The organism is Mycolicibacterium sichuanense (assembly GCF_033741125.1).
Classification (GTDB): Bacteria; Actinomycetota; Actinomycetes; order Mycobacteriales; family Mycobacteriaceae; genus Mycobacterium.
Genome location: NZ_JAWQPU010000002.1, coordinates 157,187 through 182,831, shown reverse-complemented (window position 1 = coordinate 182,831; position 25,645 = coordinate 157,187). Strand labels below are relative to the sequence as shown.

Annotated in this window: 23 protein-coding genes; 12 read left to right on the top strand and 11 right to left on the bottom strand. The window is 69.9% G+C overall.

Annotation, left to right across the window (positions count from 1 at the left end):
• Window positions 1–67: 67 nt before the first annotated feature.
• The 3 genes from SBI80_RS07710 to SBI80_RS07700 all read left to right on the top strand — a co-directional run bounded on the left by SBI80_RS07710 (window position 68) and on the right by SBI80_RS07700 (window position 2,176).
• Entirely contained in the window at window positions 68–520 is a 453-nt protein-coding gene (locus SBI80_RS07710; protein ID WP_318973886.1) for a MarR family winged helix-turn-helix transcriptional regulator, read from the top strand.
• On the top strand, window positions 517–1,353 hold the full coding sequence (locus tag SBI80_RS07705) for an ATP-binding cassette domain-containing protein (protein WP_318973885.1): 837 nt from the start codon (window positions 517–519) through the stop codon (window positions 1,351–1,353). Before SBI80_RS07710 ends, SBI80_RS07705 begins: the two co-directional genes overlap by 4 nt.
• A gap of 82 nt (window positions 1,354–1,435) precedes the next feature.
• Window positions 1,436–2,176 carry an ABC transporter permease gene (locus SBI80_RS07700; RefSeq protein ID WP_318974366.1) on the top strand — a complete coding sequence of 247 codons (741 nt, stop codon included), beginning with the start codon at window positions 1,436–1,438 and terminating at the stop codon, window positions 2,174–2,176.
• Here SBI80_RS07700 and SBI80_RS07695 read toward each other — a convergent pair.
• The 3 genes from SBI80_RS07695 to SBI80_RS07685 all read right to left on the bottom strand — a co-directional run bounded on the left by SBI80_RS07695 (window position 2,147) and on the right by SBI80_RS07685 (window position 6,682).
• On the bottom strand, window positions 2,147–4,054 hold the full coding sequence (locus SBI80_RS07695) for an ArnT family glycosyltransferase (protein WP_318973884.1): 1,908 nt from the start codon (window positions 4,052–4,054) through the stop codon (window positions 2,147–2,149). The genes SBI80_RS07700 and SBI80_RS07695 overlap by 30 nt on opposite strands.
• A gap of 84 nt (window positions 4,055–4,138) precedes the next feature.
• The gene (locus tag SBI80_RS07690) at window positions 4,139–5,431 is read right to left on the bottom strand and encodes a maltokinase N-terminal cap-like domain-containing protein (protein ID WP_318974365.1); all 1,293 of its coding nucleotides are present in this window, start codon (window positions 5,429–5,431) and stop codon (window positions 4,139–4,141) included.
• A gap of 63 nt (window positions 5,432–5,494) precedes the next feature.
• Window positions 5,495–6,682: a hypothetical protein gene (locus SBI80_RS07685; protein ID WP_318973883.1), complete on the bottom strand. Its 1,188-nt coding sequence runs from the start codon at window positions 6,680–6,682 to the stop codon at window positions 5,495–5,497.
• A 139-nt stretch (window positions 6,683–6,821) separates the two neighbouring features.
• On the opposite strand from SBI80_RS07685, the gene SBI80_RS07680 reads away from it, so the two are divergent.
• Complete coding sequence (locus SBI80_RS07680; RefSeq protein WP_318973882.1) at window positions 6,822–7,634, top strand: HugZ family pyridoxamine 5'-phosphate oxidase; 813 nt, start codon at window positions 6,822–6,824, stop codon at window positions 7,632–7,634.
• 25 nt (window positions 7,635–7,659) lie between these two features.
• Window positions 7,660–8,229 carry an orotate phosphoribosyltransferase gene (locus SBI80_RS07675; protein ID WP_318973881.1) on the top strand — a complete coding sequence of 190 codons (570 nt, stop codon included), beginning with the start codon at window positions 7,660–7,662 and terminating at the stop codon, window positions 8,227–8,229.
• A gap of 14 nt (window positions 8,230–8,243) precedes the next feature.
• Here SBI80_RS07675 and SBI80_RS07670 read toward each other — a convergent pair whose 3' ends face one another.
• From SBI80_RS07670 to SBI80_RS07655, 4 genes are all read right to left on the bottom strand, one after another.
• On the bottom strand, window positions 8,244–8,483 hold the full coding sequence (locus SBI80_RS07670) for an amidase family protein (RefSeq protein WP_318973880.1): 240 nt from the start codon (window positions 8,481–8,483) through the stop codon (window positions 8,244–8,246).
• Window positions 8,484–8,566: 83 nt separating this feature from the next.
• Entirely contained in the window at window positions 8,567–9,616 is a 1,050-nt protein-coding gene (locus SBI80_RS07665; RefSeq protein WP_318973879.1) for an ABC transporter ATP-binding protein, read from the bottom strand.
• Window positions 9,613–10,374: an ABC transporter permease gene (locus tag SBI80_RS07660; RefSeq protein ID WP_318973878.1), complete on the bottom strand. Its 762-nt coding sequence runs from the start codon at window positions 10,372–10,374 to the stop codon at window positions 9,613–9,615. The genes SBI80_RS07665 and SBI80_RS07660 overlap by 4 nt, the downstream gene beginning before the upstream one ends.
• A complete protein-coding gene (locus SBI80_RS07655) occupies window positions 10,371–11,225 on the bottom strand; it encodes an ABC transporter permease (RefSeq protein WP_318974364.1) in 855 nt (284 codons plus the stop codon). The genes SBI80_RS07660 and SBI80_RS07655 overlap by 4 nt, the downstream gene beginning before the upstream one ends.
• A 294-nt stretch (window positions 11,226–11,519) precedes the next feature.
• Here SBI80_RS07655 and SBI80_RS07650 point away from each other — a divergent pair, with 294 nt between their 5' ends.
• The 4 genes from SBI80_RS07650 (at window position 11,520) to SBI80_RS07635 (ending at window position 15,068) form a co-directional block, all read left to right on the top strand.
• Window positions 11,520–12,152: a hypothetical protein gene (locus tag SBI80_RS07650; RefSeq protein WP_318973877.1), complete on the top strand. Its 633-nt coding sequence runs from the start codon at window positions 11,520–11,522 to the stop codon at window positions 12,150–12,152.
• Window positions 12,149–12,568 carry a TIGR03668 family PPOX class F420-dependent oxidoreductase gene (locus SBI80_RS07645; RefSeq protein WP_318973876.1) on the top strand — a complete coding sequence of 140 codons (420 nt, stop codon included), beginning with the start codon at window positions 12,149–12,151 and terminating at the stop codon, window positions 12,566–12,568. The genes SBI80_RS07650 and SBI80_RS07645 overlap by 4 nt, the downstream gene beginning before the upstream one ends.
• Before the next feature lie 40 nt (window positions 12,569–12,608).
• Window positions 12,609–13,676: an NAD(P)H-dependent amine dehydrogenase family protein gene (locus SBI80_RS07640; RefSeq protein ID WP_318973875.1), complete on the top strand. Its 1,068-nt coding sequence runs from the start codon at window positions 12,609–12,611 to the stop codon at window positions 13,674–13,676.
• A gap of 153 nt (window positions 13,677–13,829) precedes the next feature.
• Window positions 13,830–15,068 (top strand): MCE family protein, encoded by a 1,239-nt coding sequence (locus tag SBI80_RS07635; RefSeq protein WP_318973874.1) that lies wholly within the window; start codon window positions 13,830–13,832, stop codon window positions 15,066–15,068.
• A 24-nt stretch (window positions 15,069–15,092) separates the two neighbouring features.
• Here SBI80_RS07635 and car read toward each other — a convergent pair whose 3' ends face one another.
• Window positions 15,093–18,623, bottom strand: coding sequence for a carboxylic acid reductase (car, locus tag SBI80_RS07630; RefSeq protein WP_318973873.1), 3,531 nt, complete (start codon window positions 18,621–18,623; stop codon window positions 15,093–15,095).
• A gap of 187 nt (window positions 18,624–18,810) precedes the next feature.
• Between car and SBI80_RS07625 the strand changes: the two genes are divergently transcribed.
• A complete protein-coding gene (locus SBI80_RS07625; RefSeq protein WP_318973872.1) occupies window positions 18,811–19,749 on the top strand; it encodes an SAM-dependent methyltransferase in 939 nt (312 codons plus the stop codon).
• A gap of 10 nt (window positions 19,750–19,759) precedes the next feature.
• Here the strand turns inward: SBI80_RS07625 and SBI80_RS07620 are convergent, their stop codons facing one another.
• The 3 genes from SBI80_RS07620 to SBI80_RS07610 form a co-directional block, all read right to left on the bottom strand.
• The gene (locus SBI80_RS07620) at window positions 19,760–20,653 is read right to left on the bottom strand and encodes a DMT family transporter (RefSeq protein WP_318974363.1); all 894 of its coding nucleotides are present in this window, start codon (window positions 20,651–20,653) and stop codon (window positions 19,760–19,762) included.
• A gap of 72 nt (window positions 20,654–20,725) precedes the next feature.
• Entirely contained in the window at window positions 20,726–21,007 is a 282-nt protein-coding gene (locus SBI80_RS07615) for a hypothetical protein (protein WP_318973871.1), read from the bottom strand.
• 97 nt (window positions 21,008–21,104) lie between these two features.
• Window positions 21,105–23,816: an ATP-binding protein gene (locus tag SBI80_RS07610; RefSeq protein ID WP_318973870.1), complete on the bottom strand. Its 2,712-nt coding sequence runs from the start codon at window positions 23,814–23,816 to the stop codon at window positions 21,105–21,107.
• A gap of 95 nt (window positions 23,817–23,911) precedes the next feature.
• On the opposite strand from SBI80_RS07610, the gene SBI80_RS07605 reads away from it, so the two are divergent.
• Window positions 23,912–24,697 (top strand): SDR family NAD(P)-dependent oxidoreductase, encoded by a 786-nt coding sequence (locus tag SBI80_RS07605; RefSeq protein WP_318973869.1) that lies wholly within the window; start codon window positions 23,912–23,914, stop codon window positions 24,695–24,697.
• A gap of 59 nt (window positions 24,698–24,756) precedes the next feature.
• Window positions 24,757–25,641 carry an alpha/beta hydrolase gene (locus tag SBI80_RS07600; RefSeq protein WP_318973868.1) on the top strand — a complete coding sequence of 295 codons (885 nt, stop codon included), beginning with the start codon at window positions 24,757–24,759 and terminating at the stop codon, window positions 25,639–25,641.
• Window positions 25,642–25,645: the final 4 nt, after the last annotated feature.

Sequence of the window (25,645 nt, the reverse complement as noted above, 5' to 3'; positions counted from 1 at the left end):
CGGTGCAAACGGCGCGGTCCCACGCGAGCCCATTTAGTTACCTCTGCGACAGAGGTAATGTGGTCGCGTGGACACCGCGACCGATCTCGCCTCGGAGTTGCTGACGACCGTCGGCCGCTTCCGTCGCCAGGCGCGCCGGTCGGGCGGCGGCCCCCGCATCGGCACCGGCCTGCCCGAATCCCAGGCCGAACTGCTCCGGCTGGTGGGCCGTCAACCCGGCATCTCCGTCCGCGAGGCGGCCGCCGAGCTGGGGCTGGCCCCCAACACCGCCTCCACACTGGTGTCGCGACTCTCCGGCGACGGTCTGCTGGTGCGCTCCGTCGACCCCGGCGATCGGCGCGTCGGCCGGTTGCGGCTCACCGAGTCCGCCCAACGCCTGGCCGACGAATCCAGGGCGGTGCGGCGGGCCGCTCTGCGCGCCGCGCTGGCCCGCCTGGACCCCGACCAACGCGACGCGCTGAGCAACGGCCTCGCCGTGCTCGCCGATCTGACCCGCCTACTGCACGAGGAGCAGCCATGACTCCACCACCTCCCGCGGCACCCGCCATCGACTGCCGCCACCTGACCCACCGCTACGGCGACTTCACCGCCGTCGACGACGTCACCTTCGAGGTACGCGCCGGTGAGACGATGGGCCTGCTGGGCCCCAACGGCGCGGGCAAGACCACCGTCGTGCGGGTGCTGACCACCCTGACGCCCGTACAGGACGGCGAGGTACGGATCTTCGGCCTCGACGCCAGGCGCGACACCATGGACATCAGGCACAACCTCGGCTATGTGCCGCAACAACTCTCGATCGAGTCGGCGTTGACGGGCCGGCAGAACGTCGACTTGTTCGCGCGGCTCTACGACGTCCCCCGCCGGCAGCGCCGCGAGCGGGTCGACGAGGCCTTGGCCGCCATGCAGCTGCTCGACGTCGCCGACAACCTCGCCGGCACGTACTCCGGTGGCATGGTGCGGCGGCTGGAACTCGCCCAGGCACTGGTCAACCGGCCCTCGCTGCTGATCCTCGACGAACCGACCGTCGGTCTGGATCCCATTGCGCGCGACGGGGTTTGGACGCGGGTGACCGACATGCAGAACGAGTACGGCATGACGGTGCTGCTGACCACCCACTACATGGAGGAGGCCGACGCCCTGTGTGACCGCGTCGCCCTCATGCACCACGGGGTGTTGCGCGCCGTCGGCTCCCCGACCGACCTCAAGACCGAGATCCGCACCGACGCCGAACCGAACCCGACGCTGGAGGACGTGTTCCGCCACTACGCCGGCGAGGACCTCACCGATGACACCGCGCGCCGCGGCCTCAACGAAATCCGCTCCAGCAGAAGGACGGCTCGCCGTGCCAGTTGACCACACCTCCACCACCGGCCCCACCGTCGAGCTGATCCGCGCACCGCGCGGCGCGCGTCGCATCGGCGGGTTGCTGCGTCGGATGGGCGCGTTCGCACTCGTCGAGCTGCAGAAGCTGTCGCACGACCGCAGCGAGTTGATCACCCGGATGGTGCAGCCCGCGCTGTGGCTGCTGATCTTCGGCCAGACCTTCTCCCGGCTGCACGTCATCGACACCGGCAACGTGCCCTATCTGGCGTTCTTGGCGCCCGGGATCATCGCCCAGTCGGCGCTGTTCATCTCGATCTTCTACGGCATTCAGATCGTGTGGGACCGCGACGCAGGCATCCTGGCCAAGCTGATGGTCACGCCCGCTCCGCCGTCGGCGCTCATCACGGGCAAGTCGTTCGCGGCAGGTGTGCGCTCGGTCGCCCAGGTGGTCGGCGTCATGGTGATCGCCTACCTGATGGGCATCCACCTGACGGCCAACCCGCTGCGCATCCTGGCAGCGATGGCGGTCGTCGTGCTCGGGTCGGCGTTCTTCGCCTGTCTGTCGATGACGCTCGCGGGCCTGGTGCGCAACAGGGACCGGCTGATGGGCATCGGGCAGGCGATCACCATGCCGCTGTTCTTCGCGTCCAATGCGCTGTACCCCGTCGACGTCATGCCGCAGTGGCTGCGCTGGCTCTCGGCGGTCAACCCGCTGAGTTACGAGGTCAACGCCCTGCGGGCACTGCTGCTGGGAACGCCTGGCAACACCTGGCTCGACGTCGGCGTGCTGGTGGTGGCCGCGGCGCTTGGCGTCTTCACCGCGTCAACGCTGCTGCGGCGGCTCGTCGGGTAGCCGTCGCGGCGCGGACAGGTCATAGGCGGTGACGCCGCCGACGGTCGCCGACGGGAAGTGCTCGCGCACCCACCGCAGGATGTCCGCATGCCCAGGCGCGCCGGCGTGCCGCTCGTCGGCGTCCTCGGTGGGAGCGCCGCGCGACGAGGCCCGGGGAGCCAGGTAGTAGCCGATCTGGTGCCGGGCCACGTAGTCCTGGAACTGCGCCAGCGTCGGCACCGGATCCGTCCCGGAGAAGCCACCGATCGCCATCACCGCGGTGCCGGTCGACAACTCGAGCCCGGCTGCCGACGAGGACCGGTCGATCGCCGCCGACCACGGCGTGTCGGTGGCCTCCAGGAGCGCGTCGAGCTCCGGATTGCCGATGGTCTTGGCGACGAAGTGCCCCGTCCGCGACGGTCCGACCGACGGGACGATGCCCTGATGCGCCGTGCCGACGGTGGCCACCGCATAGGTCGCCGGGGCGGTCAGCGCACCCGCCACCGCGACGGCGAGCGCGACGGCGCCGACCACCCGCCGGCGCACCGCCCAGGCCCACGGCAGGACCAGCGACCCCGCCACCGTCGCCGCCAGGATCGGCCACCTCAGGGCAGGCCAGGACATCGCACTGCCGCGCAGCAGCCACCATCCCCACAGCCCGGCGGTCAGCAGGATGGCGGCCAGCGCGATACGGCACCACACCGCGTCGCGGCGCGCCCAAGACTGCTGCAAACCGATCGCGAACACCGCAGCCACCGCGGGTGCGATCGACAGGCTGTAGTACGGGTGGGTGGTGCCGTGCATGAAGCTCAGCGTCACGGCACCCACCAGGAACCAGCCCCCGAACAGGACCGCCCCGGCACGCACCGGATCGGTATGCGGCGCCGTGGCGCGGGCCACCACCGTCAACGCCGTCGCCACCAGCGCCGCGGGCACCAGCCAGCCGATCTCGAAGCCAAACTCACCCGTCAGCAAGCGCGACCACCCCTGCGACCGGCCGCCGAAGCTCGACGGCAGCTGAACTCCCGAGTGCCCGCGGCCCAGCAGTCTGGCCACGCCGTTGTAGCCGAAGACCAGGTTCATGAACTCGTTGTCCGTCGACCCGGCGAGATAGGGCCGCGACGACGCCGGCCACACCAGCGTGAGCACCACGAACCACCCCGCAGCGACCGAAGACGCCACCGCAGCCCCCAGCAGGTGCAGCAACCGCAGCCGCACGCGCACCGGTGCGGCCAGCAGGTACGCCGCGGCCAGCGCGGGCGCCACCAGGACGCCTTCGAGCATCTTGGCCAGGAACGCCAGCCCGAGAGCGACCCCAGCGGCCGCCAGCCAGCCGGCCGAACCGCGCGGCAGCGCCCGCACGGTGCAGTAGGCGGCGGCCGTCATCAGCAGCACCATCGCCGCGTCGGGGTCGTTGAACCGGAACATCAGTGCCGCGACCGGCGTCAACGCCAGCACGGCACCGGCCAGCAGGCCCGCACCGGGTCCACTGATCCGGCGCACCGCCCCGTAGGTCAGCGCGACGGTCGCGACGGCCATCAGCGCCTGCGGGACGAGCATGCTCGCGCTGCTGAAGCCGAACAGCTGGCCAGACAGTCCCATCACCCACTGCGACAGTGGGGGCTTGTCGACGGTGATGAAGTCGTTGGAGTCCAGCGACCCGAACAGCAGCGCCTTCCAGTCGCGGGAACCGGCTTGGGCTGCGGCCGCGTAGAACTGGTTGGCCATGCCGTTGACGGTCAGATTCCACAGGTATAGCCCCGCGGTGGCCAGCAGCAGGATGCCCAGCAGCACGCGGTCCCTGGTGACGACCGGCGCGTGGGGTCGTGCCAGCGTCTCGGTGATCGCGTCCGCCAGATGGTCGCCGGGTCGCTCCAACGTCCCAAGCGCGCGCGTCACACAGCCAGTGAGGCACCGCGACGTTCGGGCAACCTGTGAGCAGGCAGGGAGAACGCTGTCGGTGCTATCGCCGAGGTGGACGCCTCAGCCGAGGATCCGCGCGATCGAGGCCATCGGGATGGGGAGCCAGGTCGGCCGGTACCGCGCCTCGTAGCCCGCTTCGTAGACGGCCTTGTCCAGCTCGTAGGCGGCCAGCGGCCCTGCCGAGTCCCGCGGGTCGCTGCCCGCGGCGGCCGCGTAGCCGTCGCAGAACGCCGCGCAGTTGCGGTCCACCCAGGCCCTGGCGCGGTCGGCCAGCCGCTCGTCGGGCTCGGCGGCGGAATCCTCGACCAGACGCTGGTAGGCGGCGTACTCGTAGGACCGCAGCACGCCGGCGACGTCGCGCAGCGCGGAGTCCGGCCGGCGGCGCTCGTCGAGGGGTTGCCCCGGCTCGCCCTCGAAGTCGATCACCAACCAGCCGTGCGGGGTCCGCAGCACCTGCCCCAGGTGCAGGTCACCATGCACGCGCTGCACGGTGATGCGCTCCTCGGCCAGCTTGCGGTAGCGCTCCTCGATCACTTCCCGGTACTGGTCGACGGCGGGGACCAGCGCGGCGACGGCCTGCAGCCGCTGCAGCAGGGTGTCGACGGGAAACGGCTCCGCGGTGGTGCCCAGGGAATCCGCCAGGGTCCGGTGCACCGACGCGACGGCCTCGCCCAACCGGTAGGACTCGGCGGCGAAGTCACTGCCGGCGTCGTCGGTGGTCAGGTCGCGGGTGCTGGCGGTGGCCATGTCCCAGCCCTCGGCCGAGTCGGCGGCGAACTCGGTCACCATGCCCAGCGAGTACGACTCGCCATCGACGGTCGTCTCGAACGACCCGAGCAGGCGCGCCACGTGCGGGTTGCCGGCGCGGGCCAGCTCTCGGTTGAGTTCGATGTCGGGGTTGATGCCGGGGGTGACGCGGCGGAAGACCTTGAACATCGCTTCGTTGCCGAACACGACGCTGGTGTTGCTCTGCTCGGCGCCGATCACCCGGCCCTGCGCGTGCGTCGGAAGCGGCTCCCCCGGTTCCTTGACGAACCGCAGCGGACCCACTGCCGCCGAAGCGTCGACCAGCTCGAGCAGCTGGCGGGCGGCGGCCGGGTCGTAGAGCGCGTCATAGGCGGTGCGGGACCCGGCGCTGCCGATCCGCGCTGTGTCACCGTGCGCGTCGTCGGACCATCGGATGAGCAGTTGATAGCGGGCCGAGGTGCCGTCGGCGTAGCTGGCGTCGAGCAGCGCGAGGTCGAGACCGTCGCTCAACGAGACCACCTCGGCAGCCTGGACGTTGGTCAGTTCGCGGCCACGGCCGGCGTACCACCGTTGCGTCGGCAGCCACTGGTCGAACGGAAGGTTCATCGACTCTGTCATCAGTCTTCAAAGCTACCCACGACCGGTGACTTCGAATCAGTCACCGGGCCGTCAGGACAGGAAGCGCGCGGCATCGGCGCGCAGGTAGCGGCCGGAGTTGGCCTGCCGGTACCCGATCGCACCGCCGCTGACGGTCAACGCCAGCAGACCGGCCAGCCCGGGCAGTGCCACGGTGGCTACCTCGCCGAGGCGGGCCGAGCGCAGGTACTGCGGATAACCCTCCCGCACCGCGGGGGTGCCCATTGGCGAGGCAGCAGGCAGTGCTTCGGCCGGCGTACCCGGCCGCACCGCCGGCGGTTCGGCCAACGGTTCGCGCACCGTCTCGCGGCCAGCCGGCGCCCGCACGGCCGGCGGGACCGCCTCGGCCACGGCAGCTGGCGGCGCGACCGCGGGCGGCGGCGCCACGCCGCGCACCGGAGCAGGTACCGGAACGAGCGGCGCCACGATTCCCGGAACGACGATCGGTGCCTGCAGCACCGGCAGATCCGGCGACCCGGCCGACATGGGGGTGCCGGTGCCGGATCCCCCGTCGACTCCGGCATCGAGGACGGGGCCCTCCTGCAGGATCCGGAACGTCGGCTGCGGCTGGGGTCTTGGCGCCGGCGGCTGGAACGGGTCGTAAGACGCATACGCATCGGCCAGCAGTGAGTTCACCGTGGTCAGGGTCTGCTGCACCGAGGCATAGGCCTTGCCGGGGTCGCGGAAGTCCAGGGTCAGCTGCACCTCCCGGTTGCCGGGCGGGGGTGGCAGCGGCACCGAGATGGGCGGCGCGAACGGCAGCACCACCTCGACTCCGGTTCCTCGGCGCTTGGCCGGCGCGGGCTCGGGTTCGACGGGTTCCGGCGGCGTCGCGGCGGGCGGGTCGGGGTCCGCCTTCGCACCGGGCCGGTCGCGCTTGCTGCCCGACGACGAGCCCGACGGCGTCCCCGTCTCGGGCACCGTGTGCGTGCCGGGCACCCGGCCGTTGCCGAAGATGCTGAGCGGCTTGCCGAACATGTCGCGAAGCTGGTTGGCGATCGTCTGCGGGAGATCGAAGATGCTGGGCTGGGGCACCGGGGTGGTCCCGGTGACCGGCTGGGGTTCATTGGGAGTCGGCGACTCGGCGCTGGGATCGGTACCCGTCCCGGTGCCCGGATCCTCGGGGTCGGCGAGCGCCACGCCCGCTCCCGCACCGCCGACGACCAGCACTGCAATGAACAGGCCGGTGACCAGCGCGACGCGGAGCACGGGGTTGCGCACAAACCCTCCCGTTCCAGCTAAATTTGACGTCTGAGCTGCGGAAATGTGGTTATCTGATTGTCTCATAGGTGGCCGCTGAGACTGAGCTGTTCGACGTTGCGGCAGCTGGAACGACCCCGGCGGCGGTAGGGTTCGGGCCGTGCCATCCGGTGACTCCCTACGCGATCACGGCGATCCCGGTGACGCCCCGACCATTCCCCCGCCGCTGACGCCCCCGGTCGATGCCACCCGGCCGACGGCCGCCGAGGAGGCGCGGACCATCGCCGCGTCGACCAACACCGGCACGCTGGCTTCGCTCACCGCGACGGGTGACCCGTGGGCCTCGTTCGTCACCTACGGCCTGCTCGACGGTGCGCCGGTGCTGTGCGTGTCCAACCTCGCAGAGCACGGCCGCAACCTCGCCGGTGACCCACGGGCGAGCATCGCCATCGTCGCCGCTGCGACCGACGCGGACCCCTTGGCCAACTCCCGGATCACCCTGGCCGGCCAGGTCGAACGGCCCTCCGGTGACGAGCTGGCCGCTGCGCGTCAGGCCCACCTCGATGCGGTGCCCGCCGCGAAGTACTACGTCGACTACAGCGACTTCACCCTCTGGGTGCTGCGCGTCGAGCGCGTCCGCTGGGTGGGCGGATACGGCCGGATGGACTCGGCCACCGGATCCGACTACGTTGCGGCCCAACCCGATCCGGTGCAGTCCATTGCCACGGGCGCCATCGAGCACCTCAACGCCGACCACGCCGACGCCCTTGCCGCGATGGCCAGGACCCTCGGCGGCTACCCCGACACCACCTCCGCGAGTTGCACGGGGGTGGACCGCTACGGCCTCGACCTGAAGGTCACCACGGCGCGCGGAATCGCCTACACCCGCGTCGGCTACGCCCGGCCGCTGGACTCGTATGACCAATTGCGCTCGGCGACGGTCGAACTGACCGAGCGGGCGCGCGCACGCTGAGCCCCGCGTGCCATACGATCGACGCGTGTCCGAGCGCCCCGAGACCTGGCAAGCCGCCTTCGATCTGATCCGCACCCGCGGCTACGAGCGCCGCGAGGAACCGTTCCGGCTGGCCAGCGGTCAGCTGAGCCACGACTACATCGACGGGAAGAACGCGATCAACACCGGTGAGCGCCTCACCATCGTCAGCCGGGCAGTCGCCGACCTCGCCGTCCAGACCGGCATCGAGTACGACGCCGTCGGCGGGCTCACCATGGGCGCCGATCCGCTGTCGCACGGCATCGCCATGGTGACCGGCAAGGCCTGGTTCTCGGTGCGCAAGGAGCAGAAGCAGCGGGGCCGCGAGCAGTGGATCGAGGGCACCCGCATCGAACCCGGCATGCGCGTCCTGCTGGTCGACGACGTCATCAGCACCGGCGGCTCGACCGAGATCGCCTTCGACCGCGTCGTCGCGGCAGGTGCCGTCGTGAGCGGCGTCATTCCGATGGTCGACCGCGGCGACGTCGCGGCCGGCCGGTTCGCGCGGCGAAACGTGCCGTTCGCGGCGTTGGTCACCTACCGCGATCTGGGCATCGAGCCGGTCGAGGACGTCTAGGTCCGGCGGTCTGTCTAGACGTCGGGGTGTAGTTCGCGCACGCTGCTCACCGACTCCAGCAAGGACGCCAGGTGCAGCACCGTCGATTCGGCGTACCAGGGTGCGGCCAATTGGATCCCGATGGGCAGCCCATCGCGGCTAGTGCCGAAACGCATTGTCAGAGCTGGCAATCCGGTGATGTTGAACGGCACGGTGCAGGCCATCAGGTCGTCTAGTGACCTTCGCCTACGCCGGCCGTTCCGCCCGGGCAACATCCGGGGATCAACGGAGTGCCGTGACCTGTGCCGAGCTACGCCCGGGCCTGCATCCGCGTTCTTGGGCGCCGCCCTGGTGACGGTTAGGTCGCCGGCACCACCAGCACCTCGGTGGGCTGCACACCCACGGTGACCGGCTGCCCCGGGCTGAATTCCCGTGCCCGAGAACTGCTTAGCTGTGCGTGCAACACGGCGCCGTCGGCCAGTTCGACGTACACCCGCGAGATCGGGCCGAGGAAGGCCACCGACTTCACCGTCGCCGCACCGTCTTCGGCGGCGGCCACCGTCACCGACTCGGGTCGCACCATCGCCGTTCCGGCGCCGGAGGTGACCGATCCGGCGAGCGTGGGCAACTCCGCGCCGAGCACGTGCGCCCGCCCCGCCGACACCTGGGCCGGCACCCGGTTGTTGAGCCCGACGAACTCCGCGACGAACGGTGTGGCCGGGTTGGCGTACACCTCCGCGGGCGGGGCGAGCTGCTCGAGCCGGCCCCGGCTCATCACCCCGACCCGGTCGGCCACCGCCAGGGCCTCCTCCTGATCGTGGGTGACGAACAGCGTCGTCGTCCCCACTTCGAGCTGCACCCGGCGGATTTCATCGCGAAGCTGCGTGCGCACCTTGGCATCCAGCGCCGAGAGGGGCTCGTCGAGCAGCAGCACCCGCGGCCGGATGGCCAGCGCCCGCGCCAGGGCCACGCGCTGCTGCTGGCCGCCCGACATCTCCGAGGCGTACTTGTGCGCGTGCTCGGAGAGCCCGACCAGCTCGAGCATCTCGGCCGCTCTGGCACCGCGCTCGGCCTTTGCGCTGCCGCGCATCTTCAACCCGAACGCCACGTTCTCCAGCGCGGTCAGGTGCGGGAACAGGCTGTAGGCCTGGAACACCATGCCCATGTCGCGCTTGTTGGCCGGCACCGAGGTCAGGTCGCGACCGTCGACGGTGACGGTGCCCGAGGTGGCCTGGTCGAGCCCGGCCAGGATCCGCAGCGCCGTGGTCTTGCCGCACCCCGACGGGCCGAGCAGCGCCACGAACTCACCGGGCTCGATCCGCAGGTTCAGCCCGTCCAGCGCCTTGACTTCGCCGTAGGTCCTGGTGAGGTCGGTCAGCTCGACCGCGACTCCCTCTCGCGCGCTCATGCGTGACGCCTCCGTCGGGTGACGAGTGAAAGTACAAGCAGCAGAACGAATCCGAACAACAGGGTGGCCAGCGACGCCGCCACTGACGTCGGTCCGTCGGACTTGCCAAGTGCGACGATCTGAATCGGCAGCGTCTCGAACCCCGACAGCGAGGCGATGGTGTACTCGCCGAGCACGACGGCCACCGAGATGAATGCCGCCGACAGGATGCCCGACCAGATGTTGGGTACGACGACCCGCACGATGGTCGTCGCCCAGCCGGCGCCCAGCGAGCGGGCCGCCTCCGACAGCGTCGCGAGGTCGATCGCCGAGAGCGCCGCGTCGATCGCCCGGTACGCGAACGGCAACACCACCACCACGTAGACGAACGTCAGCGTCAGCGCGGACTCGCCGAAGAAGTAGGTCACCCAGAGATAGACGTTCTTCAGTCCGACCACCACGACCAACGCGGGAATCGTCAGCGGCAGCAGGCAGAGGAATTCGACGACGCCCTTGGCCCACGGCGTCCGCAGCCGCACCCAGATCATCGTGGGCACCAGGATCACCAGCATCGCCACCACGGTCAGCAGCGCCAGCAGCAACGACGTGACGATCGACTGGTACAGCGCGTCGTCGGTGAACAGGTTGGCCCAGGCCTGCAGGGTGCGCCCGCCCTTGAGCAGGTTGCGGGTGGAGAAGTCGGCCATCGCGTACAGCGGGAACAGGAAGAACAGCGCGAACGCCACCCAGAGCGCGGTTCTGACGATCCGGACCGTCATCGCAGCCACCTCGACGTCCGGCGAATGAGCAGACTGTAGGCACCCATCACCAGGGCCACCACGACGATCATCTCCAGTGCCAGGGCGTAGGCGAACCCGGACTGTCCGAGCACCACCTCACTGGTCAGTGCCGCGCGGATCAGCAGCGGCACGATCGGGCTGCCCTGACTGACCAGGGCTGCGGCGGTGGCGTAGGCGGCGAAGGCGTTGGCGAACAACAGCAGTACCGCCCCGAGGAACGCAGGAGTCAGCAGCGGCACGGCGACCTGGCGCCAGTATTGCCACGTCGAGGCGCCCAGGCTGACCGCGGCTTCGCGCCACTGCTCGCGCAGGCCCTCGAGCGCGGGGAGCAACACGATGACCATCAGGGGGATCTGAAAGTAGGTGTACACCAACACCAATCCGGGCAGACCGTACAACCAGCCCGAACCGGCCAGGTTCCAGCCGAAGTGCTGCTGCACCCACAACGTCAACACCCCGTTCAGCCCGATCGTGGCCAGGAATGCGAACGCCAATGCGACGCCGCCGAATTGGGCCAGGACGCTGCACAGCGAGAGCACTCCGCGCCGGATCATCGACGTCGCCGGCCGGGTGACGATCAACCAGGCCAGCAGCGCACCAAGGATGGCGCCCAACACCGCGGTGCTGCCCGAGAGGAACACGCTGCGGCCCAGTGCGGTCAGCGCCGTCTCGGAGAACAACGCAGCCAACCGGTCGAGCGAGAACCGGCCGTCCTCGATCACGGCGCTGGTGATCACGGTGACGGTCGGGACGATCAGGAAGATGCCGACGATCGCGAAGAACGGCAGCAGGGGCAGGGCGTCGGCGAGGCGACCTCGGATGGTGCGCAGCGAAGTCAGCCGATCTCGGCCCGGTCGGCCGACTGCGCGGTCACGACATCGGTCACGAGCGGAGACACGTACGCGGTCATGAGCGAACCTTCTTATGGGCGGGAGTCGCGACGGTGACGCTGGGGCCAACGCACACGATCACGCGGGTGAACGGACCAACCTCGGTTGGGGACCTTACCGGCAGGCCGTCACCGCGGCAGGGGTTCGGCCGATGGCCAGCCAGGTTGCCGGGCGCGCCGGGCGAATTCGGCAGGCAGTCACACATTTGCGCTGGTCGACGCCTAGCATCAGAGAGTGGCTGAAAGCGAGGCCCCGGAGGAAGCCCGGTTGGACGACCCTGCCGACGACGACGTCGACACGGGTCCGGTGCAGGTCGTGCCTGGCGATTACGTCGAAGCGCCCCAGGTGAACGGCCACTTCGACGGGGGGTACCCGGTCGGCCACGACGCCGAGGACGGCACCGCCGACGACGCGTGGGACGACGCAGCAGCCGTCGAGCCGCCCCCTCCCGGCCAGACGTTCGACGCGTTCAACGCCAGCACCTGGAACTTCAAGCCGGCACCGACGCCGTGGTATCGGACCGGTCCGGCAACCGTGGGCCTGGTAGCCGTGTCGCTGGCCGCCGTCGCGCTCGTCGTCTCGGTAGTCCTGCTGGCCTTCACCGGATCCTCGCCAGGCAACGCGCCCGCCGACCGGCCCGATGCGTCGCCCGCACCGACCACGGCGACGGCTCCGGCGACCTCGCCCGCCGAACCTCCACCGCCACCGCCTCCCCCACCTCCGCCGCCACCGCCTCCCACGGCATCCGAGGTGAACCTCGCGCCCGTCGTGCGGGCCCCGCAGCAACCCACGAAGAAGCCCGAGATCAACGTGACCCGGTCACCGATGAGCGTGCATCCGCAGATGCCGGGCAACAGGCGGCCGTGACGGAGTTCGACGCGGCGGCCACGTTCTCCGCGGCGCCGGTCGCGGTGCTCGCCACGGTCGGGGCGAACGGTGCTCCGCACGCGGTGCCGGTGGTGTTCGCGGTGCGTTCGGTCGGCGGGGAGTCGACGGTGTACACCGCCGTGGACGCCAAGCGGAAGTCCACGCACCGCCTGCGCCGGCTGGCCAACATCGCCGCCAACCCCAGGGTGAGCCTGCTGGTCGACCACTACGACGCGGACTGGACTCAGCTGTGGTGGGTGCGCGTGGACGGCGTTGCGGCCGTTCACCACAGCGGCGAGCAGATGGCGATCGGGTATGCGGCGCTGCGCCGGGAGTACCCGCAGTACGAACGCGTCGCACTGGACGGACCGGTGATCGCGGTGAAGGTCACGCACTGGTCGTCCTGGCACGCCTGATTCGCGGACGCCGGTAGGGCCGACATGCGAGTGTGAGGACATGGCTCTTCGCATCGTGCAATGGGGTACCGGCGCAGTTGGCAGGGAGGTGCTGGCCGCCGTGCTGGATTCGCGGTCCGGGCTCGAATTGGCCGGTGTCAAGGTCTATTCCGCGAGCAAGGACGGCGCCGATGCGGGAACGCTGATCGGCCGCGCACCGGTGGGCGTTGCTGCCACCACCGACGTCGCGCGGGTGCTGGCGCTCGACGCGGACTGCGTGGTCTACACGCCGCGCCTCACTTCGATCGACGAGGTGTGCGCCATCCTGGCCGGTGGCACTAACGTCGTCACGACGGCATTCCTGTTCCACCCCAACCGTATTCGGCTGGCGGACCGCGACCGGGTGCTCGCCGCTTGCCTGGCGGGCAACGCCAGCGTGCACGGCTGCGGTCTCAACCCGGGCAACGTGTCAGGTGCCCTGCCGCTCGCGCTGTCGGGCATGTGCCGCACCATCGACGGGCTGAGGCTTCAGGAGCGCGCGGACTGGTCGGCCTACGACAGCACCTCGATCACGTTCGACAACATGCGTTTCGGGGCGCCCGTCGACGAGATCGGCGTTCACACCAACGACTTCCTCGCCTTCAACAGCTCCATCTTCACCGAGCAGGTGTGGCTGCTGGCCGACGCGCTGCACGCTGGCATCGACGAGGTGACGGCCACGGTCGAGGCGGTCGCCGCGGAGCACGACCACCAGGTCTTCGACCACGTCCTGCAGGCCGGCACCACCGCCGGGCAGCGGTGGAACTGGGTGGGCCGGCGCGACGGCCACCCGCTGGTCGAGATCGAGGCGCTGTGGACGGTCGGCAACGAATACCCCGCCCACTGGCCCAAGCCCCAGCACGGGTGGACCTTGACCATCGAGGGCGATCCCTCGATGCGCGCTCACTTCCTGACTCTGGCCAGCTTCGAGCGCGACGCGTCGATGGTGGAGCACGTCAACGCCGCGAACGTCGCGACCGCGATGCAGGTGCTCAATGCGGTGCCCGCGGTCTGCGCCGCTGCCCCAGGCTTCGCGACGACGGCCACCCTGCCGCAGGTGCACAGCCTGATCGGGTTCGGTAACGCCTGAGGTCGCATCCGATCACTGTGGCACACGCCATATTCGAGGCCATGACGTGATCACCCACGCATTTGCCGGCTTTCGATTGCGCCCCAACCAACCAGTTGGAACAGTGGGACGGTCGTACCGCTGCGTGGTCGACCGGGCCGAAGGGATCAATGGGTGCATTCCCCGTTCGCGGTGCTGGAGCCGCGCTTCCGGCACTGGCGGCACGACCCGCCGGTCAAGACCTCGGCGATCGTCGTCCTCCTGATCGCGATCGTCGTGCTGACGCTGGTCTGGTGTCAGTTCCGTGGCGTCTTCCGTGACGTCACGCCGTTGACACTTCTCTCCGCCCGCTCGGGTCTGAGCATGGACCTCGGCTCGAAGGTGACCTTCAACGGTGTCGAGATCGGTCGCGTCGCGGCGGTCGACGCCGTGGACGTCGACGGCACCCCGATGGCCAAGGTCACCCTTGACGTCCAGCGGCAGTTCGCCGGGCTGATCCCGGCGAACGTCGACGCCCAGATCAAGGCCTCCACGGTGTTCGGCAACAAGTACGTGGCGTTCTCCTCGCCGCGGCAGCCCGACGCTGCACGGGCCACTGCCGCCACGCCGATTCGGTCCACGTCCACCAGCACCGAGTTCAACACCCTGTTCGAGACGGTGGTCTCGGTGGCCGAGAAGGTCGACCCGATCAAGCTGAACCAAACCTTGACCGCGACCGCGCAGGCACTGGACGGCCTTGGCAAGCGCTTCGGCCAGTCCATCGAGAACGGCAACGCGATCCTGGCCGACGTCAACCCGCTGATGCCCCGCATCCAGCAGGACGACCAGCGCCTGGCCGACCTGGCCGACGTCTACTCCGGTGCGGCACCCGACCTGTTCGACGGCCTCGCCGGGGCGGTGACCACCGCGCGCACGCTCGACGACCGCCAGCGTGACCTCGATGCGGCCCTGATGGCGTCGGTCGGCTTCGGCAACACCGGAGGCGAGGTCTTCGAGAAGGCGGGCCCTTATCTGGTGCGCAGCTCGGCCGACCTCCTGCCCACCAGCGCGCTGCTCGACGAGTACAGCCCGGAGCTGTTCTGCACCATCCGCAACTACCACGACGTCGAGCCGGCGTTCTCCTACTTCGGCGGCGGCATGAACGGCTATTCGCTGAACCTGCGCGACGAGCTGCTCGGCGCCGGCAATGCGTACGTCTACCCCGACAACCTGCCCCGGGTGAACGCCCGCGGTGGTCCCGAGGGCAAGCCGGGCTGCTGGCAGCCGGTGACCCGTGACCTGTGGCCGATGCCATACCTGGTGATGGACACCGGTGCGTCGATCGCGCCCTACAACCACCTCGAGATCGGTCAGCCGCTGGCCACCGAGACCGTGTGGGGACGCCAGATCGGCGAGAACACCATCAACCCCTAGGCCCCCCACCTACGAGTTGGGCGCCTACAGCAGACCCAGCAGCTCCAGGTCGGTGACGTACTTGACGATCACCTGCGGGGAGACGTGCGGGATGTCCTTGTCCGGCCCGATCTTCGCCTCCTGAACCGCGGCGCGGAACCGGTCGGTCGGGGCGATCGACCCGTTGATCGGGTGGTCGGGGGTCTGGTAGTTGTGCAGCAGCGGCAGCAGCGACGCGTTGCGCTGCTTCTCGGGCAGGCTGCGCAGCGTGGTCTCGAAACGCTGCAGCCATTCCCCGTAGTTCTCGACCCGACCGATCGAGTAACCCGCCTCGATGAGCCAGTCGACGAACTCGTCCATGCCGATGCCGTCGTCGTAGGGGTTCATCACGTGGTAGGTCTCGAAGCCACCGGGGCCGACCCGCACGCCGAGCGTCGAGATCGCGTCGGCGATGAACTCGACGGGCAGGCCGTCGTAATGCGCCCGCTGCCGCTGACCGTCGGCGCCCAGCTCGTAGAACGATTGCGGCGCAACGCCGGTCGCCACCAGGCTCAGCATCATCCTGGTGAACATGTCGGGCAGGTTGAGCTGTCCGGCATAAGTGGTGTCGGCCAGGATCATGTCACAGCGGAATACCGCGACGGGCAGGCCGAACTGCTCGTTGGCCTCGCGCAGCAGCACCTCGCCGCCCCACTTGCTGTTGCCGTAGCCGTTGGCGTAGCCGTCGTCGACCTTGCGGGTCGCGCTGACCACGCGGACGTCGGCATCCTCGGTGTTGGCGGCGGGGTCGATCCCCGCACCGACGGCCACCGTCGATACGTAGACGAACGGCTTGATCTTGGTGGTCAGCGCGATGCGGATGAGCTCCGCGGTGCCGAGCACGTTGGGCGCGAACAGCTGGCTGTAGGGCAGCACGTGGTTGACCAGCGCGGCCGGGTCGACGATCACGTCGACGGTGTCGGCCAGGCGCTGCCAGGTCGCATCGTCCAGCCCGAGGTTGGCCTCGCCCTTGTCCCCGGCGAGCACCTCGAGGTGGTCGGCCGCCAGGGTGCGGTAGTGCTCCAGCAGCTTCGGGTCGCCACCGGTGGGCAGGAGCGAAGCGTCCGGGGAATCGACTGCGCCGAACGTCGCGTCCAGCCGGGCGCGCGCGGCGGCGTCGTCCTTGGCCCGGACCAGGCAGATGACCTTGCCGTCGACCAGGTCCATCCGCTCCAGCCATTCCAGGGCCAGATAGCGGCCGAGGAATCCCGTTGCACCCGTGAGCAATACCGTTCGGATCTCCGACGCCGGACCCGGTAGTGACGCCGCGGCGTGCAGGGTCTCCGAATCCAGGAACACGTCGAGGGTGAGATCGCTGGCGCGCACCTCGGTGGCGTCGCGACCGTGCACCGCGTCATAGGTGGGCCGCTTGCTGCCGCCGGCCCGCTGCGCCTCGACGTAGGCGGCGATGGACGCCAGGTCGCTGGCCGGGCTGACGATCACGCCGACGGGCACGTCCACGCCGAAGATCTCGTGTAGGAGGTTGGCGAACGTCAACGCCGACAACGAGTCTCCACCGAGGTCGGTGAACTGGGCGTCGGCTTGCACGTCGGAGGCGGCCGCCCCGAGCAGTGCGCCGGCGGCCCTGGTGACGGTCTCGAGTACGGGCCGGTCGGCACCGCTCTGGCGCAGTGCCCGCAGCTCGCCCGACTGCCCCTCGGCCATGTCGACGTACAGCTGCTCCAGGTCGGCGCCGTAGCGCTCCTTGAGCTTGGGCCACGCCAGCTTGCGGATACCGGTCAGCAGACCGTTCTCCACGGTGAACGGCGTCGTCTCGACGAGGAAGTCGCGGGGCACCTCGTAGGACTGCAGCCCCGCGGTGCGGGCCGCGTCCTTCAGTGACGCGCTGATCGCGGACTTGAGTTCGCTTCCGTCGTAACGGTTCTGGGCGTCCTCGGTGGGAACGACTACGGCGAGCAGGTACGGTCGCGCGCTGTTGCCGTAGATGTAGATCTGGTGCACCAGCGGGCTGGCGGTGAACGCCGCCTCGAGCTTGGAGACCGTCACGAACTCGCCCTGGGAGAGCTTGAGCACGTTGTTGCGCCGGTCCAGGTACTTGACCTGGTCGGGACCGAGCTCGGCGACGATGTCACCGGTCTTGTAGTAACCGTCGGCGTCGAACACCTCGGCGGTGACCTCGGGCCGCTTGTAGTAGCCGGGGAAGAGCTGCTCGGACTTGATCAGCAGCTCGCCTCGAGGGTGCGGCCGGTCGGTGCCGAAGTAACCCAGCTCGGGCACGTCGACCAGCTTGTAGTCGATGACCGGAGGACGGCGGATGACGCCGTCGACGAAGACCGCGCCGGCCTCGGTGGAGCCGTAACCCTCCAGCAGGTGCATGTCGAGGAAGGCCTCGACCCACGACTTCAGCTCCGGCGAGATGGGCGCAGACCCGGTGAGCGCGGTGACGAAGCGCCCGCCAAGCAGGCTCTGCCGCAGGTCGGCGATGACCTGCTCCTCGTCGCCACCGCGGCGGTCGACCTCGCTGACGTACTCCTGATAGAGCATGTCCCAGATGCGCGGGACGAAGTTGAGCTGCGTGGGCCTGGTCAGCGCCAGGTCCTCGAGGAAGGTGGACAGGTCGCTGCGGGCGGCGAAGTTGACGGTGCCGCCGGCAGCCAGGGTGCCGTAGAGCACGCCGCGGCCCATCACGTGGCTCATCGGCAGGAAGGCCAGCGCGATCGCGGGCAGCACGCCCTGGTTGTCGTCCCAGTGGGTGTTGGCGGCGGTGCGCCACATGTTGGCGACCTTGGACTCGGGGTAGATGGCCCCCTTCGGCGCGCCGGTGCTGCCCGAGGTGTAGATCAGCAGCGAGATGGGGTCGTCGCCCTCTCCGGTGACGGCGTGGGGCGCATCCAGCCCGCGGCCGCGGGTCAGGACGTCGGCCAGGGTCTGAACGACCACGCCGGTGTCCTGCAGCCGAGCCGTGGCGGCCGCCAGCGCCTCGCGCTGGTCGTCGACCTCGGGTAGGAAGTCGAACACGATCAGCCGGGCGGGGCGCCGCTCGGCGGCGAGGGTGAGCTCCACCGCGTCGTCCACGTAGTCGATGCTGGAGGCGATCACGGCCGGTTCGGTCTCGGCGACGATCGGTTGCAGCTGTGCGTGGGGTGCGCTGGTCTGCAGCGGCACCGAGACCGCGCCGAGCTGCGTGGTGGCGGTGTCGACGACGGTGTAGTCGATGCTGGTGAAGCCGAGAATGGCGATGCGGTCACCCGGTTCGACGGGCTGGTCGCGCAGTGCGGCGGCAAAGGCCTGCACACGCTCCCACAGCTGGGCGTAGCTGATGGTGTCGAAGCGGGGCAGCAGCTTGGCGGTGGTGCGGCCGGACTCGGTGACGAAGTCGACGGCACGTTGCCCGAGGGCGGGCCGGTCGGCGTAACCCCGAACGACGGTCTCGACGACCTCGGCCAGGCCGAGACCGGGCTGGGCGGCGGCGGCGCTGATCGCGTCGTCGGGCTTTGCGGCGGCGAACTGCTCGTCGTCGGAGTACAGGTCGGCGATGCGGCGCGCCAGGCGCGCTTCGCGCTCTTCGTTCGACATGAGGAAACCCCTACGTGCTGTTGGGTGTGCGTGCTTCGGATGGGCGTCGTTGCCCGGACGAATGAGCACAACGTTAGCAAAACTAAAGATATGCCCCAAATCTCTGACCTGCCAGTTCGCTGTGAGCAAGCCCACCCGTGGCATGATTGATTACGAGAGCTAAGCAATTCGACGAAAGAGGCTGACGATGGCGCGGACCAATGACGACACCTGGGACCTGGCGACCAGTGTGGGAACCACGGCGACCATGGTGGCGGCGGCCCGTGCCATCGCGACCGCCGACGGCGCGATCGACGACCCCTTCGCCGAGCCGCTGGTGCGCGCGGTCGGGGTGGATTTCCTCACGCGCTGGGCGACGGGCGAGCTGACCGCCGCCGACGTCGACGCCGAGGGCACGACGTGGGGGCTGGCTCAGATGCCCGCCGCGATGGCGGCACGCACGCGGTACTTCGACGGCTTCTTCGCCGACGCCGCCGCCGCCGGCATCCGCCAGGCCGTCATCCTGGCCTCCGGCCTGGACGCCCGCGCCTACCGGCTGGACTGGCCGGCCGACATGACGGTCTTCGAGATCGACCAGCCCACCGTGATCGAATTCAAGATGGGGACGCTGGCCGGGCTGGGCGCCGAACCAAGGGCCGAGCTGCGCACGGTCGCGATCGACCTGCGCGAGGACTGGCCGACGGCGCTGAAGGCGGCGGGCTTCGACACCGCCGAGCCCACGGCGTGGATCGCCGAGGGCCTCTACGGCTACCTGCCGCCCGAGGCCCAGGACCGACTGCTCGACACCGTGACCGCGCTCAGCGCGCCCGGCAGCCGGCTTGGCAGCGAGGCCGTGCCCAACACCGCGGCCTTCGACGCCGACGAGGCCCGCGATCGCATGCGCGAGTCGACCGCCAAGTGGCGAGAGCACGGCTTCGACCTCGACTTCTCCGAGCTGACGTTCACTGGCGAGCGCCACGACGTCGGGGAGTACCTCGCCGCGCGCGGTTGGACCTCGGTCGGCACCCCGATGGGCGAGCTGCTCGCCGGTCACGGATTCGAGGCGATCCCGGAGGCCGAGGACGACCAGCCGACCATGAACGGCGTCACCTATTACACGTCGACGTTCTCGCCGACCGAACGCTGAGCCGGGGCCCTCACACCGGCGAGCGGGCCGCCTCCATCTCGAGTTCGGCCTCGTAGGCCCCCTCGCCGCGGCCCAGCGAGAACGTCGCAGCGGTCATCGCGGCGACGGCCAGCACCAGCGCGACCAGCTCGTAGCCGTTGACGTCGAGTGCCTCGCCGAGCACCGCGGCGCCGAGGCATACGGCCACGACGGGTTCCAGGACCAGCATCGTCGGCACTGAGGTCTGCAGTGCGCCCGCGTGGAACGCCGACTGCTGCAGCAGCGTCGCGACGACGCCGAGGACGATCAGCGCGTACGGCGCCGGCGTGGCCAGCAGACCGAGCGCACCGCGCTGATTGAGCAGGTGCATGACGATCTTCGTCACCACGGCCACCACCCCGAAGAGCACGCCGACGGCCACCGCGAACAGCACGGCGCTCGCGGAGCCCTCCAGCCTGCGGGCGATCAGGACGCAGACGACGATGACCACGCCGCAGCCGCCGAACACCAGCGCCGCGACCGGGAGCGAGGCCGCCCGATCCGGCGGGCCGGGATGGGCGAGGAGCACGAACAGCGCCAGCGCGATCGTCAGCAGCCCGGCCCACAACCACTCCCGGCGGGTGACGCGGCGCCCGGCCAGCTTGGCGCTCAGCGGCAGGGCGAACAGCAGCGCCGACACCAGCAGCGGCTGCACCACGATCAGCGAGCCCTTCACCAGGGCGAGCGCCTGGAAGACGTAGCCGGCGACGGCGGCGCCGGTGCCTGCCCACCAGATCGGCCGTCGCGCCAGCGTGACGATCATGCGTGTGCTGACGCTCTGATCGGCGGGGACGTCCATCGTGGCGCGCTGGCGCACCACGATGCCGACCGCCATGCAGATTGCCGAACACAGCGCGAAGAGGACGACCAGTCCGTGGCCCAACAACGTCCTCGACACCCTTCATCGGTGGTGCGGGCGGTCCCGGTGGACGCCGCTGACTACACGGTAGAGGCGGAGCTAGCCCACTTCGACCCGAGCGACCCGCTCGGGGTCCTGGCGCGCCGCCGGATCGATGCGCTCGCCCACCCTGGCGGCGACGGTATCGACGCGGTCGACCGCGGCGTCGCACAGGGTCCGCACCCGGATGCCCGCGGAGTCCACCGCTGAATCCACGTCGTCGGCAGCGCTCAACAAATACGAGCGGACGTTGATCCGCACCCGGTCCGCGGCGTACCGAACCCGTCGGCGCAGCCGATCATCGACCTCGATGGTGACGTAGGGCAGTACTCGAATGGCCATCTGTGCGTGCTCCCGTGCGATGGGCGATCAGCGTGTCACCAGGTTAGCGGAGGTGCCACGGATCATCGAGTGAGCGCGCGCGACCCGGCACCGGGCGTCACCGGCCGGTCAGGTCCCGCAGCGCCTGGCTCAGACCGGCGCGACTGGTCACGCCAAGCTTCGGGAAGATGCGGTAGAGGTGCGCGCCCACGGTCCGCGGGGACAGATACAGCTGCGCGGCGATCTGCTTGTTGGAGTGCCCCTGGGCGGCCAGCTCGGCGATGCGGCGTTCCTGCGCACTGAGGACGACGGCGTCGGGCCCGGCGCGCCTGACCCCGGCTCCGGCGGCGCGCAGTTCGGTGCGGGCGCGGTCGGCCCACCGGGCCGCGCCCAGCGACTCGAACGCGGCGACCGCGAGCTGCAGCGAATCGCGCGCGTCGGTCGGCTGACGCCTGCGTCGCAACCACATGCCGTACGCGAGTCGAATCCTGGCCTGCTCGAGGGGAAATCCCGCCAGAATTGGCTGCGCCAACGCCGCCGCGTAGAGCTCTCCCGCGTCGTCGTCCGGGGCGGTCATCGCGCGGGTCGCCGTGATCAGCGCGGCCAGCCGTGGCGAGTTCTCCCCCAGCTCCGCCCGAACGGCCGCCGCGACGTGCCGCCTCGCCTCGTCGATCCGCCCGGTGTGCACGGCCGCCTCGACGAAGTCCAGGACGGCGTCCGGAGCCTGATGGTCGTACGGCGCGAACTCGCCGGCCGGCCCGATGCGCGACACCGCGGCGAAGGCCGATTCGTAGTCGGCACCGGCCAATGCCACCCGCACGTCGATCCGCGTGACGTAGCCCAGCAGCAGTCCGAGCCCTCGCGGCGCCGCCCAGGCCGAGACCTCCGCCGCACATCGCTTGGCCACCTCGGCGTCACCTGCGCTCGCCGCTCGCAGGCCGTCATAGACGACGAACTGCAGCCGGAACAGCTCGTTGCGATGCTGAGTGGTCAGTTCGACCCCGAGTCGCGCCGACTCCCTCGCCGCGTCCCAATGTCCGGCCGCGATCTGATCGAGCACCAGCAGGTGCAGCATGGTCATGGCATTCGTGACGGCCCCGCGGTCCCGCTCACGTTCGAACAGCCGGGTGAGCGCGGCCCGGAAGTCGGCGAGACCGTCGACGTGATACGCGGTCACGCCCAGCCGCATCACCTCCCACGGCTCCAGGGCGTTCAGCGCGTCGCGGTACTCGGCCAGCCTGGCCCGGACAGAGTGTCCGCGCCGCGTCAGGTCACCCCAGGCGTCGCGGTACAGCAGCGTCACCGCATCCACCCGATCGACGATCCGATCCACGGCGTCGTCGGTCTGCTGCCACAGCTCGGGGTCGGCGGCGTACTGCGTGATCGCCAGCAGCAGTTTGGCCAGCCGCGTGACCGTCGCGTCATCCATCGCGTCGGCAGCCTTGAGGACCGTCAGGATGCGGCGGTGCGGGCCCGCCACCTCACCGTCGCGGTAGAGGGCCAGGTACGCACCCGTCAGCGCCGCGGCCACCGACTCCGACGGGTCGGCAGCGTCGGCTCCGCTCTCACCGGCGAGGGCCTGCGCGTCATCGAATCGACTGGCCTGCGCGGCGACGAACGCCGCCTCTGCCCGCAGCGCGTCGCGACGGGCGGGATCGGTGGACAGCTCGGCCGCCCGGCGCAGCCAGTCGACCGCGACGGCGGCACCCCCGCGCCGGATCGACTGCCGGGCGGCGTCGTCGAGCACGTCGGCCACCGACTGGTCGGGAACCGTCGCCGCCGCGGCGAGATGACTGGCGCGGCGGACCAGCACGTCGCCGTACAGTCGCGCGAGGTGAGCGTGAGCCTCGCGGCGCTCGGCGGCGCTGGCCTGGTGGATCACCGCAGCCCGGACGAGCGGATGACGAAAGGTGATCTCGCCCAACGGATCAACCACCAACAGATCTTCATCGACGGCGGATTCGACGTCGACCATCGCATACCGCGGACCCGATTCGGCCGATGGGCTCGCCCGGACGCCGTCGAGCGCCGCTCGCAGCAACTCCGTCCGGACTCGCGGGTCCAGTCGGCGCAACCGTCCGCCGAACACCGTCACCAGGCGATCGGTCAGCGGAAGGGACGTCACCCATGCGTCGACCTGCTGGGCATGACGTGGAAGTTCCTCCAGGGCAAGCGGATTACCGGCCGCGGAGGTGAGGATAGCCTGTCGGGTGACGGCATTCAGCGGCAGCGCCATGCGATCGACGACCACCGCAGCATCGTCGTCACCCAGCGGTCCCAGTGACATCTCGGCCCACCCCGCCGTCGCGAAGTCGGCGCCGGCCTGCCTCCGATAGCCGGCCACGATGCGGACCCGGGGTTCGGTCGACCGACGCCCCATCGCGCTCAGCACTGTGTGGCTGGTGTCATCGAGCCATTGCACGTCGTCGACGAGCAGCACCACCGGCTGGGTGGTCGCGGCGACCCGGAGCAGCTCGAGCGCGGCCAGCGCCAGCGGCATCGGCGACGGCATCGTCACGGGGTCACCGCCGAAGACCGGCGCCAGGACCTCGCGTTGGCGAGAGTCCAGCCGATCGAGCTCGTCACGAAGTCCGAACACCATCTGATTGAGCCCGCTGAGGGCGAACGGCTGTTCTGCCTCCACCCCAATCGCTCGCAATACCCGCCATCCGTTCGCGGCGGCGCGGGCGCCGAATTCACCCATCAGCGCGGTCTTTCCCACCCCGGCCTCACCGGTGACGACCAGTGCACCTGCGCCCGTTTCCTCGAGGAAGCGCGCGAGCTCCGCCAGCTCGATGTCGCGACCCACCAGGCCCGTACCCGCGCGCACACCACCCGTTGTACGGCAATGCAGTCACTCGCGGAAACCGGGTGCAGTCATTTGACCGATGTTCACGCCGCGACCGAGAAGGCAGATTGGGCAACATGGACATGTACCTCACCGACAAAGTGGTCGTCGTGACCGGCGCCAGCAAGGGCATCGGTCTGGCGGTCAGCCAGGCATTCGCCGAATCCGGGGCTTTCGTCATTGCGGGCGCCCGGCACAACACCCCCGAACTGCAAGCCTTGGAGTCCGCCGGATCGGCCCTCTTCATCGCCACCGACCTCGCGACGCCTCGCGGCCCGAGCACGTTGCTGGCGGCGGCCGCCGAGCGCGGGGGTGCCGACGTCCTGATCAACAACGCCGGTGCGGTGGCCACGCGCTTCGACGGCATCCTCTCGGTGACCGACGAGGAGTGGGACGCCGCGCTGGCCGTGAACTTCCTGTCGGCCGTCCGCGCCTCGCGCGAGGCCATTCCCCAGATGCTCTCCCGCGGTGGCGGTTCCATCGTCATGATCGGTTCGGTGAACGCGACGCTGCCGGAATGGAACATCGTCGACTACAGCGCCACGAAGGCGGCGCTGGCGAACTACGCCAAGAGTCTCTCGAAGGAGTTCGGCCCCAAAGGTATCCGGGTCAACACCATCAGCCCCGGTCCGGTGGCCACCGACCTGTGGCTTGCCCCCGATGGGGTGGCCGCCAAGTTCGCCGGCGCCAGTGTCACCACGCCAGACGACGTCATCGCCTCCGTGTCCGCGGGCGCGCCGACGGGCCGATTCACGACCGCACGGGAGGTCGCCGACCTCGCCGTCTTCCTGGCCGGCAGCCGGTCGGGCAACACCACCGGCTCCGACGTCCGCATCGACGGCGGCTACGTCCCAACCCTCTGACACCCCGCACCGAAACCGCGCCCAGCCGTCAAGACCGAGCCATCAAGAAGGGAACCGACGTGAGCACCAAGACCAACCCCGTCGTCTTCATCCACGGTCTGTGGATCCACTCCACCGCGTGGCAGCCCTGGCTGGACCTCTTCACCGAGCGGGGCTACCGGGTGTCGGCACCCGGCTGGCCAGGCGACGGTGAGACGGTCGCAGCCACCCGCGCCAACCCCGAGGCTCTCGACGACGTCGGTATCAGGACCATCGTCGACCACTACGCGTCGGTGATCGGCTCGGCCGACGGCCGGCACGAGGCGAAGCCGATCGCCGTCGGGCACTCCTTCGGGGGACTGATCGCCCAGGAGCTGCTGGCCGCTGGTCTGGTGGCCGCCGCCGTCGCCATCGACCCGGCTCCCATCAAGGGCGTCAAGGCGCTGCCGCTGGCCCAGCTGCGCTCGGCCTTCCCCGTGCTGAGCAACCCGGCGAACCGGCATCGCACGGTGTCGTTGAACCTCAGGCAGTTTCGGTATGCATTCGGCAACGCCCTCTCCGTGGAGGAGTCCAACCGGCTGCACGAGCTGTGGACCATCCCCGGGCCCGGTCTACCGCTGTTCGAGGCCGCGACGGCGAATCTCTCCAAGAACTCACCCGCCAGGGTCGACACCCGCCTCGTCGATCGTGGTCCACTGCTGCTGACGTCGGGCACCGAGGACCACACCGTGCCGTTGAAGGTCACCAAGGAGGTGTTCGGCATGTACGCCAAGGGCGTCTCAGACACCCCCGTCAACGGTGTCTCCGACACCCCCGTCAACGGTGTCTCCGACACCCCCGTCAACGGTGTCTCCGACACCGACTTCCACGTCTTCCCCGGTCGCGGTCACTCCCTCACAATCGATCACGGGTGGCGGGACGTGGCCGAGGTGGCCCTGGACTGGTTCGCGGCCAAGGGATTCTGAGGCT